13 protein-coding genes are annotated in these 12,715 nt (G+C 72.3%); 8 read left to right on the top strand and 5 right to left on the bottom strand.

Annotated features, from left to right (window positions below; all coding sequences use genetic code 11):
• Positions 1-93 precede the first annotated feature (93 nt).
• Together AC5L36_RS00955 and AC5L36_RS00950 are read left to right on the top strand one after the other, a co-directional pair.
• Complete coding sequence (locus AC5L36_RS00955) at positions 94-1,953, top strand: acyl-CoA dehydrogenase (protein ID WP_441216100.1); 1,860 nt, start codon at positions 94-96, stop codon at positions 1,951-1,953.
• A 662-nt stretch (positions 1,954-2,615) separates the two neighbouring features.
• Positions 2,616-2,897 carry a DUF6458 family protein gene (locus AC5L36_RS00950; protein ID WP_441216101.1) on the top strand — a complete coding sequence of 94 codons (282 nt, stop codon included), beginning with the start codon at positions 2,616-2,618 and terminating at the stop codon, positions 2,895-2,897.
• Here AC5L36_RS00950 and AC5L36_RS00945 read toward each other — a convergent pair.
• A complete protein-coding gene (locus AC5L36_RS00945; RefSeq protein ID WP_441216102.1) occupies positions 2,894-3,391 on the bottom strand; it encodes a SixA phosphatase family protein in 498 nt (165 codons plus the stop codon). The genes AC5L36_RS00950 and AC5L36_RS00945 overlap by 4 nt on opposite strands.
• 51 nt (positions 3,392-3,442) lie before the next feature.
• Here AC5L36_RS00945 and AC5L36_RS00940 point away from each other — a divergent pair, with 51 nt between their 5' ends.
• Positions 3,443-3,715: a DUF6458 family protein gene (locus AC5L36_RS00940; RefSeq protein ID WP_441216103.1), complete on the top strand. Its 273-nt coding sequence runs from the start codon at positions 3,443-3,445 to the stop codon at positions 3,713-3,715.
• Here the strand turns inward: AC5L36_RS00940 and trhA are convergent.
• Entirely contained in the window at positions 3,706-4,383 is a 678-nt protein-coding gene (gene trhA, locus AC5L36_RS00935) for a PAQR family membrane homeostasis protein TrhA (RefSeq protein WP_441216104.1), read from the bottom strand. The two genes, AC5L36_RS00940 and trhA, sit on opposite strands and share 10 nt — an antisense overlap.
• Positions 4,384-4,449: 66 nt before the next feature.
• Here trhA and AC5L36_RS00930 point away from each other — a divergent pair, with 66 nt between their 5' ends.
• Genes AC5L36_RS00930 through AC5L36_RS00920 form a run of 3 tightly spaced genes read left to right on the top strand, consistent with a single transcriptional unit; the run spans position 4,450 to position 6,651 of the window.
• A complete protein-coding gene (locus AC5L36_RS00930) occupies positions 4,450-5,055 on the top strand; it encodes a 5-oxoprolinase subunit B family protein (RefSeq protein ID WP_441216105.1) in 606 nt (201 codons plus the stop codon).
• Complete coding sequence (locus tag AC5L36_RS00925; protein ID WP_441216106.1) at positions 4,953-5,897, top strand: 5-oxoprolinase subunit C family protein; 945 nt, start codon at positions 4,953-4,955, stop codon at positions 5,895-5,897. Before AC5L36_RS00930 ends, AC5L36_RS00925 begins: the two co-directional genes overlap by 103 nt.
• Complete coding sequence (locus AC5L36_RS00920; protein ID WP_441216107.1) at positions 5,881-6,651, top strand: LamB/YcsF family protein; 771 nt, start codon at positions 5,881-5,883, stop codon at positions 6,649-6,651. Before AC5L36_RS00925 ends, AC5L36_RS00920 begins: the two co-directional genes overlap by 17 nt.
• Here the strand turns inward: AC5L36_RS00920 and AC5L36_RS00915 are convergent.
• The gene (locus AC5L36_RS00915; protein WP_441216108.1) at positions 6,613-8,472 is read right to left on the bottom strand and encodes an NHL domain-containing thioredoxin family protein; all 1,860 of its coding nucleotides are present in this window, start codon (positions 8,470-8,472) and stop codon (positions 6,613-6,615) included. The genes AC5L36_RS00920 and AC5L36_RS00915 overlap by 39 nt on opposite strands.
• 112 nt (positions 8,473-8,584) lie before the next feature.
• Positions 8,585-8,878, bottom strand: a complete 294-nt coding sequence (locus AC5L36_RS00910; protein ID WP_441216109.1) for an LppU/SCO3897 family protein — start codon at positions 8,876-8,878, stop codon at positions 8,585-8,587.
• A gap of 1,263 nt (positions 8,879-10,141) precedes the next feature.
• Between AC5L36_RS00910 and AC5L36_RS00905 the strand changes: the two genes are divergently transcribed.
• Together AC5L36_RS00905 and AC5L36_RS00900 are read left to right on the top strand one after the other, a co-directional pair.
• The gene (locus tag AC5L36_RS00905; RefSeq protein WP_441216110.1) at positions 10,142-10,990 is read left to right on the top strand and encodes a hypothetical protein; all 849 of its coding nucleotides are present in this window, start codon (positions 10,142-10,144) and stop codon (positions 10,988-10,990) included.
• A 78-nt stretch (positions 10,991-11,068) separates the two neighbouring features.
• Positions 11,069-11,524: a hypothetical protein gene (locus AC5L36_RS00900; protein ID WP_441216111.1), complete on the top strand. Its 456-nt coding sequence runs from the start codon at positions 11,069-11,071 to the stop codon at positions 11,522-11,524.
• Positions 11,525-12,514: 990 nt separating this feature from the next.
• Here the strand turns inward: AC5L36_RS00900 and AC5L36_RS00895 are convergent.
• Positions 12,515-12,652, bottom strand: coding sequence for a hypothetical protein (locus AC5L36_RS00895; protein ID WP_441216112.1), 138 nt, complete (start codon positions 12,650-12,652; stop codon positions 12,515-12,517).
• Positions 12,653-12,715 lie beyond the last annotated feature (63 nt).

Below are 12,715 nucleotides of genomic sequence, written 5' to 3'. Positions count from 1 at the left end.
CACCTTAGCTGTCTCCTTGTCGCTCGCTACTGACCGGTAATAAAATCAACTTACTGACCGGTAACCACTGCCCGGGAGCGGGGGCCAACGAGCATGACGCACTACAAGAGCAACGTCCGTGACCTTGAGTTCAACCTCTTCGAGGTCTTCGGAGCCGAGAGCGACGCGTTCGGCAAGGCGCCGTACTCGGATATCGACGCGGACACGGCCCGCAGCATCCTCGGCGAGATGGACCGGCTGGCGCGCGAAGACCTCGCGGCCGGCTTCTCCGCGGGTGACCGCACGCCGCCCGTCTTCGACGCCGCCGCTCACTCCGTCGCGATGCCGGAGGAGTTCCGCAAGTCGTACGACGCGTTCATGAAGGCGGAGTTCTGGCGGCTCGACCTGCCCGAGGTGATCGGTGGCACGCCCGCGCCCCGGGTGTTCTGGTGGGCGCTGGCCGACCTCGTGCTCGGCTCCAACGCGCCGGTCTGGATGTACGCGTCCGGCCCCTCCTTCGCCACGACCCTGCACCGCGAGGGCACGCCTGAGCAGAAGGAGTGGGCAAAGCTCTTCGTCGAAAAGCGCTGGGCGTCGACCATGGTGCTCACCGAGCCGGACGCCGGCTCCGACGTGGGTGCCGGGCGCACGCGGGCGATCCCGCAGCCGGACGGCAGCTACCACATCGAGGGCGTAAAGCGGTTCATCACGAGCGGCGAGCACGACCTGACGGAAAACATCATCCACTATGTGCTGGCCCGCCCGGTCGGCGTCGAGGGCGCCGGCGGCGCGGGCACCAAGGGCCTGTCGCTCTTCGTCGTGCCGAAGTTCCACTTCGATCCCAAGACCGGCGAGCTCGGCGAGCGCAACGGCGTCTTCGCCACCAACGTCGAGCACAAGATGGGCCTCAAGGTCTCGACGACCTGCGAGCTGACCTTCGGCGAGCACGGCACGCCGGCCAAGGGCTGGCTGCTGGGCGACGTGCACGAGGGCATCCGGCAGATGTTCCTCATCATCGAGTACGCCCGGATGATGGTCGGCACCAAGGCGATCGCCACCCTGTCGACCGGCTACCTCAACGCGCTGGAGTACGCCAAGGAGCGCGTCCAGGGCGCCGACCTGCTCCAGATGACCGACAAGACCGCACCCCGCGTGACGATCACGCACCACCCGGACGTGCGGCGGTCGCTGATGCTTCAGAAGTCGTACGCCGAGGGGCTGCGTGCGCTGGTCATGTACACGGCGACGTGGCAGGACCGGATCAACCTGGCCGAGGCGGCCGGCGACGAGCGTGCCGCCAAGATCGCCAAGAAGATCAACGACCTGCTGCTCCCGCTGGTGAAGGGCGTCGGCTCCGAACGGGCGTACGAGCTGCTCGGCCACGAGGCGCTACAGACCTTCGGCGGCTCCGGCTACCTCCAGGACTACCCGCTGGAGCAGTACGTCCGCGACTCGAAGATCGACACCCTGTACGAGGGCACGACCGCCATCCAGAGCCTCGACCTCTTCTTCCGCAAGGTGGTCAGGGACGGTGGCAAGGCGCTGCTGACCGTGGCCGGCGAGATCCAGGCGTTCCTGGAGAGCGAGGGCGGCAACGGCCAGCTCAAGGAGGAGCGGCTGTCGCTGGGCAAGGCGCTGGCCGAGGTGCAGACCATCCTCGGCACGATGACCGGATGGCTCGGCGAGGCACAGGGCGGCGAGCCGCGCGCGCTGTACAAGGTGGGTCTCAACTCCCGGCGCCTGCTGCTCGCACTCGGTGACCTGATCATCGCGTGGCTGCTCCAGCGCCAGGCCGAGGTAGCGCTGCGCGCGCTGGCCGGCCAGCCGTCGGCCGCCGACAAGTCGTTCTACGAGGGCAAGGTCGCCGCGGCTCGGTTCTTCGCGCACGAGGTGCTGCCGCGCATCGGCGCCGACCGCCGGATCATCGAGTCCACCAACCTCGAGCTGATGGATCTGCCCGAGGAAGCTTTCTAGTTTCCCGGGCCCGTGTCAGCTGCGGACCGTTGCTCCCGCCGGAGACCGCGGAGGCCGGCGGCTCGCTGGAGCGAGCCGAAATCCCCGGCCTCCGCTGCCGGGTCCGCGGGTCAAGCCCAAACCGCGCGACCAACAGCGGGCGGGTGAGGCTGCGGGAGCAACGGTCCGGACCAATGCCCTTACCGTAAGTTGATCAAGGTGCTGGCCTGGACATTTCGGGGCGCACGGGGTGACGGGACCGGCAAGGGTCCACGGCGCTACATGGCGGGCCGGCCGCCGGCCACTGTCTGTGACGCAGCGTCAGCAGGCTCGGCTGAGAAACTTCCAGATCTTGGAGAGTTAAGGTTGAAATAGCGCCCTAACTCTCCAAGATCTCGAATCTTCGGCCGCAGGCACCGGCGACGGCGGTTACTCACTGCGACGTTTTCGGTTCTCCCATCGCGTGGGTCGGCAATAGGCATTGTGGACAAACACCGCGGGCCGCGCATCGCCGGGCGGCAAGGGGGTCGACCGCGACCAAACGCGAGGGTGGGCGCGACCAACAGCGGACGGGTGAGGCCGCGGGAGCAACGGTCTGGACCACGGCGGACGTCGCGGTAGCTCAATTCTCGATTTTGGTTGGTTTCTGACCTTCCCGGCCAATCGGACGCTGTAATGGTCGGATGGGCATCAGCGGCGGGATTTTCCTGATCGCGCTGGGCGCCATGCTGGCGTTCGCGATCCGGTTGGATCCATGGTGGATCGACATCGACACGGTCGGCATCGTGCTCATCCTCGCCGGCGTAGCCGTGATCCTCGTGACCCTCTGGTATTGGCAGGACCGGCGGCGGCGCGTCGTCCGCTCGTGGGTCGAGGAAAACCGGCTCTCACACCAGACGGGTGACGGTGGCTCGCAGCCCCCGATCCCGCCGGACGCCCCACCGCCACCGTCGCCGTCGGGTTAGCCCCGAGCCGTGTGCGTGTCCGCGAGCGCCGCCTTGCCTGGCTCGATGTCGGCCCACGCGCCCTCGAAGCGGTGCACCGCCAGGCCGCTGGTCCGCAGGCCGTCGGAGTCACGCATGGCGACCGGGTCGAGCAGGCCGGAGAGGTCGGAGATCGTCGGATTGTGCCCGATGACCAGCACAGTGCCCGCGTCGCCGGCCGCCCCTCGGATGAGATCGAGCAGGTCGCGCGCGGTCCCCCCGTACACCATCGGCTCGTAACGGACCTCGGGCCCGGAACCGCCGAGTGCCAGGGCGACCCCGTGCCAGGTCTGGCGGGTCCTCTTCGACGGCGAGCAGATGACCTCGGCCGGCAGCAGGTCACGGCGGTGGAGCCAGGCCCCGACCGCGGCGGCGTCGGCGTGGCCACGTGCCGTGAGTGGCCGGTCGATGTCGGCGGTGCCCGCGGGGCGCTCGGCCTTGGCGTGGCGCAACAGCACGATGGTGCGTTCCGTCATGTGTCACAGCTTGCCTGATTGAGGGACGAAACACCTGGGTAAGCAAGGCTTATGGGTATCGGTGGAAGCATTTTCCTCATCGCCTTGGGCGCGATCCTCGCGTTCGCGGTCGAGGCCAACCTCGGTTGGCTCGACATCAACGTCGTCGGTTGGGTGCTCATGATCGCCGGCTTCGCCGGACTCGTGCTCACTCTCTGGTTTTGGCAGAACCGCCGCCGCACTATCGTCCAGCCGACCGTAACCGAGCGGGTCGTGCCGGCGCAGACCGAGCGGATCGAGGAACGCCGCGAGGTGCGCCGCCCGAGCGGCCGGCTCTACGAGTAGATCGCGAAGTAGATCGCGATGTGGTGGCACAGCGCGGCCACCAGCGTGCAGGCATGAAAGAACTCGTGGTGGCCGAAGACCGTCGGCCACGGATTGGGGCGGCGTAGCGCGTAAAACACGGCGCCGACCGTGTACGCCACGCCGCCCACGATCAGTAGGACCAGCGCGGCGGTGCCGCCGCGCCGCCCGATGTCGGGCAGCACCGCGATCGCGACCCAGCCCAGCCCGATGTAGAGCGGCGCGGACGCCCAGCGCGGCGCGTGCGGCCAGAAAAGCTTGAGCACCACGCCACCCACGGCGCCGATCCACACGATCGCGAGCAGGATCGTCGCGGGCTTTTGCGGGAGCAGGAGCGCGCAGAACGGCGTGTATGTGCCCGCGATGAAGATGAAGATCATGGAGTGGTCGAGGCGCCGCATGATCTGGAAGCCGCGCGGCGTCCACACGCGGCGGTGGTAGAGGGCGCTCGTGCCGAAGAGCCCGCACACCGTGAGGCTGTAGATCACGCAGGTCACCAGTGGCGCGGTGCCGGGACGCGTGGCGGCCAGCGAGCAGAGCACGACGCCGCAGACCGCGGCCACGAAGAACGCGTACGCGTGCAGCCAACCGCGCATCCGCGGCTTGCCCACGTCGACCGGGCGAAGCCGGACAGGTGCGTCAGTCGTCACGGCATCCAGGTTACGACACCGTAGGTTACTTGCAAGTAGACCTGAGACATCGGGCACGATGACGTCATGCACACCCGCCGCGCCGGCTCCGCCGCCCTGCTGCTCGAGTGCGCGGACGGCGCCGAGGTGGAGGCGTGGCGGGCCGAGCTGTGGCGCCGCCGCGAGCGGGGCGAGCTGGCCGCCGCCGAGATCGTCCCGGCCGCGCGCACCGTCCTCCTCGACGGCCTGGCCGACCCCGAAGAAACGGCCGGCCTGGTCGCCAGTTGGGCGCCGCCGCCGGCCGCCAGCACCGCGCCGGGCCCGCTCGTCACAATCACCGTCTGGTACGAGGGAGAAGACCTCGCCGCGGTAGCAGCCGAGTGGCACGTGCCAGTTGCGGAGGCGGTGAAACGCATCGCCGGCACAGAGCTGCGGGTGGCGTTCTGCGGCTTCGCACCCGGGTTCGCATACCTGACCGGGCTGCCGTGGTCGGTACGCCGCCTCGACACCCCGCGGCCTCGCGTGCCCGCCGGCTCGGTGGCCCTGGCCGGGGAGTACGCGGGCATCTATCCCACCGCCTCGCCAGGTGGGTGGCGGTTGATCGGTCACACCGACGCCGAGCTGTTCGACATACACCGGGATCCACCGGCCCTGCTGGCGCCCGGCACGCGCGTGCGGCTGGTCGCCGCGTGATCGAGGTGCTGCGGGCGGGTCCGCTCACGACGGTGCAGGATCTGGGCCGCCCCGGCTTCGCCCATCTCGGTGTGCCACGCGCCGGTGCGCTCGACGCGCCGGCGTTGCGGCTGGCCAACCGCCTGGTCGGCAACCCCGCAGGCGCGGCGGGGCTGGAGGTGACGGCGGGCGGGTGTTCGCTGCGGCTGCCGTCCGCCGGGACTGTGGCGCTGACCGGTGCCTGCGCGCCGTTTTTGGTGGCCGGGCGGCCGGCTGGCTTCGGGCTGCCCGTGCCGGTGCCGGCCGGCGGCGTGGTCACGGTCGGTCGCGCGGTGCACGGCGTCCGCTCGTACCTGGCCGTCGGCGGTGGCATCGAGGTGGAGCCGGTGCTCGGGAGCCGGTCGACCGACACGCTCTCCGGGCTGGGGCCGCCACCCCTTCGCGACGGCGACGCGCTCCCGCTCGGGCCGGCCGCCGAGCCGTCCACTGTGGACTTCGTGCCGTGGCGACCGCCGCCGACGGCGCTGGCGCTCCGCATCGCGCTGGGACCGCGAGCCGACTGGTTCACGGACGAGGCGGTGGCGGCGCTGCTCGGCACGGTGTACACGGTGAGTCCGGTCAGCAACCGCGTCGGCGCGCGACTCACCGGCGTCGCCCTGACCCGCGCGGTGGTCGAGGAGCTGCCGAGTGAGGGCATCGTGCTCGGGGCGGTACAGGTGCCGGCGAGCGGCCAACCGCTGATCTTCTTGGCGGATCACCCCACCACCGGCGGATACCCGGTGATCGGGGTGATCGAAGACGTAACGCCGCTCGCGCAGGCGGTGCCCGGTACTACCGTGACCTTCCATGGACCTCAACGCTGACCTGGGCGAGGGTTTCGGCGCCTGGCGCCTCGGCGACGACGACGCGCTGCTCGACGTGGTCACCTCGGCAAACGTGGCGTGCGGCTTCCACGCCGGCGACCCGGGCACGATGCGGCGCGTGTGCGCGGCCGCGGCGGAGCGGGACGTCGCGGTGGGCGCGCAGGTCGGCTACCGCGACCTTGCCGGCTTCGGCCGGCGGCGGATCGAGTACACCTTCGCCGACCTGCGCGACGACGTGCTCTACCAGATCGGGGCGCTGGACGGCTTCTGCCGGGTGGCGGGCATCCGCGTGCGATACGTGAAGCCGCACGGCGCCCTCTACAACACGGCGGCCGTCGACGAGGCGCAGGCGGCGGCGGTGGTGGCCGCGGTGGTCGACTACGACAGCTCGCTGCCGGTGCTCTGCCCGCCCGGCTCGGTGCTCGCCCAGCTCGCGACCGGTGCGGGGCTGCGGGCGGTGGCGGAGGGCTTCGCCGACCGGGGATACCAGGCGAGCGGCGCGCTCGTGCCCCGATCGTCGCCCGGCGCGCTGGTGGAGTCGCCGGACGAGGTGGCCGCGCGGGCGGTGCGGATGGCGGTGGAGTCGAGGGTGCGCACGGTCGACGGGGTGGAGCTGCGCCTGCCGGTGGAGTCGATCTGCGTACACGGCGACACGCCCGGTGCGGTCGCGCTCGCTCGTGGGGTGCGTTCTTCTTTGGAAGGGGCGGGCGTCTCGCTAGGCGCCTTCGTCAAGTCCTCTGAGGACGAGCGGTAGGCGTGCGGTGCCTTCCGCGGTGACGTTGATCGGCACACCCCAGTCCTGGCGGGTGAGGTGGCAGGCGGCGTGCTCGGCCTCGGCGTCGCAGGTCGCGGCCTGCGCCATCACCTGGAGCACGCCGTCTTTTACGGCGGGGTTGAGCACGAGCCGGCGGGAGAGCTCGGTGGTCGTGCCGGCGCCGTCGAGCAGCAGCTCGGGTGGAGACGCCGACACCTCCAAGCGCGTCGACGGGCCGAACGACTCGTCCAGCTTTTGCCCCGGCGCCGGTGTGAAAACCACGTCGAGCCGCACCTCGCCGGGGGTGAGGTCGGTCGGTGGGCGCTCGGTGCGATGGCGGGCACCGGCCACCGTCGCCGCCTGCGGGATCGCGCCGGGCGCCAGCCGCACGATCCGGTGGGCTCCCGACTCGACGACGAGCACGCCGCCGTCGGCCGCCAGCACCACGTCGCTCGGCTCGGCCAGGTCACTGGCCACAGTGGACACCGCGTCGGTGGCGGGGTCGTAGCGGCGGACGGCGCCGTTGTAGGTGTCGGCCACCAGCACCGAGCCGTCCGGCAGGGCGCACACGCCGAGCGGGTGCTGCATCAGCGCCTGGCTCGCCGGCCCGTCCATGTGGCCGAAGTCGAAGAGTCCCTGGCCGACCGCGGTGTGCAGCACACCGTCGCGGATGTAGCGGAGGGCCGAGGTCTCACTGTCGGCGAGCCACAGCGTCGTCCCCCGCGCCTCCGCGGAAAGGCCGGAGGGCTGCGCGAGCCACACATCCGGGATCGGGCCGTCGCGGAGCGCCTCGACGGTCGTGCCCGCGTACATGCCGGTGGTGCGCTTGACCGGGTCGAACCACCACAGCTGGTGGATGCCGGCCATCGCGACGATCACCCGGTCGTCGTACCAGGCGACGTCCCACGGCGAGGATAGGTTGGCGGCGAGCGCGTCGTGCGCATGGTCGTCCACAGTGGAACGCCAAGGATTTCCGCTGCCGGCGATCGTGGTGACCTCGCCGGTCTCCAGCCGCAGGCCGCGGAGCAGGTGGTTGACGGTGTCGGCGACCACGACGTCGTATCCGGCGATGCCGGCCTCGTGCTCGGGGAGCAGGCACACGCCCTGCGGCTCCGAGAAGGCCGCTGCCTCCGGCCCGCCGTCGGCCCGCCCGCGCTGTCCCGAACCGATCCGCCGCACGACCGTCTCACCGTCGGGCGCCAGCTCCACCAGCGAATGGTGCGCCGAGTCGGAGACGAGCAGGTTGCCGCTGGGCAGCACGAGCGCCTTGCCGGGGAAGCGGAGGGTGGTGGCCGGGTCGGCCGGCGGCACGTACGGCCCGTCGCCCCGGTGCAGCGTGCCCTTGGCCTCGTGGGTCGCGACAAGCTCGTCGAACAGGCGGCTCAGCCCTTCGGCGTGCCCCTCGCCCGCCATCGAGGCGACGACGTACCCCTCCGGGTCGACGACGGAGAGGGTTGGCCAGGCCTTGGCCGCGTACTGCTGCCAGGTCTCCAGCTCCGGATCGTCGAGGACCGGGTGAGCCACGCCGTACCGCTCGACGGCGGCGGCGAGCGCGTCGGCGTCCCGCTCGTGCTCGAACTTCGGCGAGTGCACGCCGATGACCACGAGCACGTCGCCGTACGTCTCTTCGAGGGGGCGCAGCTCGTCGAGGACGTGCAGGCAGTTGATGCAGCAGAACGTCCAGAAGTCGAGCAGCACGATCTTGCCGCGCAGGTCGGCGAGCTTGAGCTGCCTTCCCCCGGTGTTGAGCCAGCCCCGCCCGCGCAGCTCGGGTGCCCTCACCCGGGCGTGCCGGCCGGTGGGGGACGGACGCTCCGCCACTGGCCGTTCGGCTTTCGCGCGGTCAGCCAGTGGCTGGTCGGCTTTCGCGCGGTCAGCCAGTGGCTGGTCGGCTCTCGTGTTGTCAGCCAATGGCCCTTCGGCTCTCGTGCTGTCAGCCACTGGCCGCCGGCTTGAGGCAGAGCACCTCGTCCTTGCCACCGTCGCCGGCGAGCACGATGTGCGGTTGACTCTTGTCGGCGCACTTGTCCGCGGTGTCCTCCTTGGACACCACCGTGAACGCATTGGCCTCGTCGCACTGCGCCGCGACCGCGCCGGTGGTGCCGGACTGCTTGACGCAGGTGCCGACGTCCGGGCTGAAGGCGCCGTCGGAGCCGCGCAGCGTGAGGAGCCACACGAAGCCCAACGGGACGATCACCAGCAGTGCCGCGGCGACCACCACCAGCACGAAGACGCGCAGGTTGCGCTCCTTCGGCGGCGCGTCTCCCTCAGGCTTGGCAGGTGCCTCCGTGGCCGCCGTCCGGTCCGGCTGGAACGAATTGAAGCGGTCCTGCTCGTTGTCTTGCGGCCCAACCCAGGCGCCGCCTTGGGGTGCCCCCGGCGGGAAGCCGGCGGCTGGGAAGGTGGCCGTGCCGTGCGGCGGCCCCTGCGGCGGCTGGAACGCACCGTGGGGGCCGGGCGGGTCCTGGGATCCGTAACCACCTGGTGGACCGTGCGGTGGCTCGAAGCCTCCGGGCGGCCCTTGGTGCGGCCCGAAGCCGCCCCCGGGTGGCCCTTGGTGGGGTGGTTCGAACCCTCCAGGTGGCCCCTGGTGTGGCCCGAATCCACCGCCGGGTGGCCCCTGGTGCGGGTCGAAGCCCCCAGGTGGCCCCTGAGGCGGCCCTTGGCGCGGGTCGAACCCTCCGGGCTGGCCCTGCGGTGGCGGGAAGCCGCCTGGTGGCGGCGGGTAGGTCGAAGGTGGGAACGTCGCAGGGCCAGGCGGGCCGCCGAACCCCTGCGGTGGCTGGTTGGGCCCCATCGGGCCGGCAGGGCTGCCCGGCGGCGGACCGACCGGGCTGCCGATGCCAACCGGACTGCCGGGCCCGACCGGGCTGCCAGGTCCGACCGGGCTGCCAGGGTGGCCGTCGCCGTATGGCGAGCCGCCCGAAAAGACACCGGTGGGCTCGGAGTACGGCGCGGCCGGCGAACCGGGCGGTCCCGGCGGAGCGCTGGACGGCGGCGGGGCGACGCGCGCGCTGGCCGACACGCTGCCCTGGCGGGGCGCGGGAGGCGGCGGTGGCGGCGCATCGTCCGGGTCAACCGGCGCCGGCCGGCCGTAAACACGCGGCTGAGGCGTCGACACCTGCGGCGGCACCGGCTGCTCGGTAGGCGGCGTGACCCGGCTGGCGACGGGCACCGAGGCACTAGCCGACACCGGCTTGGGCTCGACACCGGGCGTACGCGGCTGCGGCACCGGCGGCGCGGCATCCGGATGCGGCTGGCCGAACTCGTGGCCATTGGAGCCAAAGGGACCAGCACCCGGCACCGACGCGGCGCCACTGGGCCGGGGCGCCGACGCACGCGCGGGCGGCGCGTCGTCGTCCACACTGAACAGCCCACGGCCACTACTCGGCTCATCCGGCGGAGGCGTGCCGAGGTTGGCGCCCGGTACCCGCACCTCCTGACCCTCGAAGGGCCGCGGTGGCGGTGTGTCTTCACGCTCCGGCTGGCGGTGACCGGCAGCGAAGCGGGGCTGGTCGTAGCCACCCGCTTCGGCGCGCGCCGGCTCGTAGCCGCCGCTGTCGGGGCGTGCTGGTTCGTAGGCGCCACTGTCGGGGCGTGCTGGTTCGTAGCCGCCGCTACCCGGCCGGCCGGATTCGAAGCCGCGGCCAGCTGGGCGGCTCGACTCGAAGCCGCCGCCTTCGTAGTGCCCCGGCTCGAAGCCGCCTGGCGCCGGTCGGCCAGGCTCGCGACCGCCCGGCTCGTAGCCGCCGGCATCGGGATGCCCGGGCTCGAAGCCGCCGGCGTCCTGCCGACCGGGCTCGAAGCCGCCGGCGTCGTGGCGCCTGGGCTCGTAGCCGCCGGCGTCGTGGCGGCCCGGCTCAAAGGCGGCGGGCTCATGGCGCCGAGGCTCGAAGCCGCCCGCGTCATGGCGGCTGTTTTCAAAGCCACCCGCTTCGGGACGACCAGGCTCGAAGCCACCCGGCTCCGGCCGCCCGGGCTCGAAGCCACCCGGCTCGCGATGGCCCGGCTCGAACCCGCCGTCATGACGGCCGGACTCGAAGCCGGCTGGCTCATGACGGGTGGAGTCGAAGCCGCCAGCGTCGTGGCGGGTCGGTTCGAAGCCGCCAGCGTCATGACGGCCGTGGTCGAAGCCGCCGGCGTCGTGGCGGGTCGGTTCGAAGCCGCCGCCAGCGTCGGGGCGGCCTGGCTCGAAGCTGCCGGCATCGTCGCGGGCGGGCTCGAAATCGCCGGGCCGGAAGCCGTTGCCGGCGCGGCCGCCGAAGTCGACGCCGCCCTCGGGGAAGCGACCGCCACCACCGGCACTGGGGCCGAACGAGCCGGGCTCCGATCCGTCTGAGTCGCGGCCGCCGAAGTCGGCGCGGCTGGGCGGACCGGCGTCGAAGGACCGGTCGGGCTCGGCCGGGCCACCGTCGGGGTGTCCCAGGGCCTCGTAGCGGCTTGGTGGCTCGGCGCGCCCGGAGCGGCCGGAGTCGAAGGCGTCCGGCCACGCGGTACCGAAGCCGCCGCTGCCGCGCGGGCCTGGACCTGGCTCGAAGCCGCCGTCGTCGCGCTGGCCTGGACCGGCGAAGCCGCCGTCGTCGCGTTGGCCTGGGCCGGCACCGAAGCCGCCGCTGTCGCGCGGGCCTGGACCTGGCTCGAAGCCGCCGTCGTCGCGCTGGCCTGGACCGGCGAAGCCGCCGTCGTCGCGTTGGCCTGGGTTGGCGCCGAAGCCTTCCCCGCGGTCGGCCTGACCGAAGCCTTCGCGACCGCCCTGCCCGTAAACCCCACCGCCGGCGGGGCCGAAGCCTTCACGATCGCCTGCGGGGCCGAAGCCTTCACGAGGTGGACCGCCCGCCGGGCCGAATGCCGCGTCGCGGGGCATCGGCTCTAGCGGCTCGTAGCGACCGGGCTCGCGCTTGGGCAGGTCGCCCCGCGCGGCGAGGGGCTCAGGTGGTGAGCCAGGGGGCGGCAGGTCAGGCGGGGGGAAGCCGAGGCCCGGCTGGTATCCGGGCGGGAAGCCACGATCATCGCCATGGACCGGGGCGGAAGCCGGCGGTGGTGTGCCGGGCGGGACCGGCGGCGGGAAGGTCGCGGGCGGCGCGGTCGGGGCCGGCGGCCAGGAGCCAGCTGGTGCCCATGCCTCGGGTGGCAGCCCCACCGGCTCGGCAGCCGGGGGCGGCACCGAGTGGGAGCCCGGCGGCACGGAGGCGGAACCCTGCGGCACCGAGGCCGAACCCTGCGGCACGGACGCGGAGCCCTGCGGGACGGAGGCGGCGCCCTGCGGGCGGGCGCTGCCGTAAGCGCCACCCTGTGGCACCGACGCCGAACCCGAGGTGCCACCCGGACCGGGTGGTGGCGGGTATGCGGCTGGCGGGGGCGGGTAAGCGGCCGGCGGCGGGTATGCGTCGGGCTGGGGAGACCAGCCAGCGGGGAAGGTAGGTGCGGGCGGAGCCGGCTCGGCACCGCCGGGCGGTGGTGCGTCCCACGGTGGGGCGGCACCCCACTCGCTGTCGTGCGCCGCCTGGGGCGCGGGTCCGCTGGCGCCCCGCGCAGCGTCGTCCGGCTCGTGGCCGGGGTGCTGCGGGCCCTCGGACGTCATGTTGCGCCTCCTCCATCGCATCTCGGCCGAGCCGCCTCCGCGCGGGAGGTCCGGCTGGGCCGGCCGTGCAAATCGCCGGCCCTTCGCACGCTGCGCTGTCAAACGGTGGTCGATCGATGACGGCGGGTGCGTGGTCAGTGGCGGCGACCCCGCCAACCGTACCGGGCGCTCGCAGCCATGAGGAATCCCGGTCTCAGGACCTGTAAATGCCCGTAGAGGCCGGCACACATGCCAACGACCCGCCCGGTGAAACCGGACGGGCCGTCGATCTGAGTAGCGAAACTACCCGTAGTGACGCTGCGCGATGATGCGGATCTCGTCGCGCACGGCAGGCGAGTTGGCCTGGCTGAGCGCGCGCTCGATGGCGCGAGCGCGGCGCGAGGCCTCCCGGCGGCTGCGGTAGCGGTCGATCATCTTCATGGCATTCCCTCCCCCTGTGCTCTCGTCTATTGAAGCGCGAGGGAGGGGTGGGCGGCCAACGAT

Source organism: Phytohabitans sp. LZ39, assembly GCF_059359075.1.
Note: the sequence above shows the minus strand (reverse complement) of the source record. Positions and strands in the feature narration are given on the sequence as shown.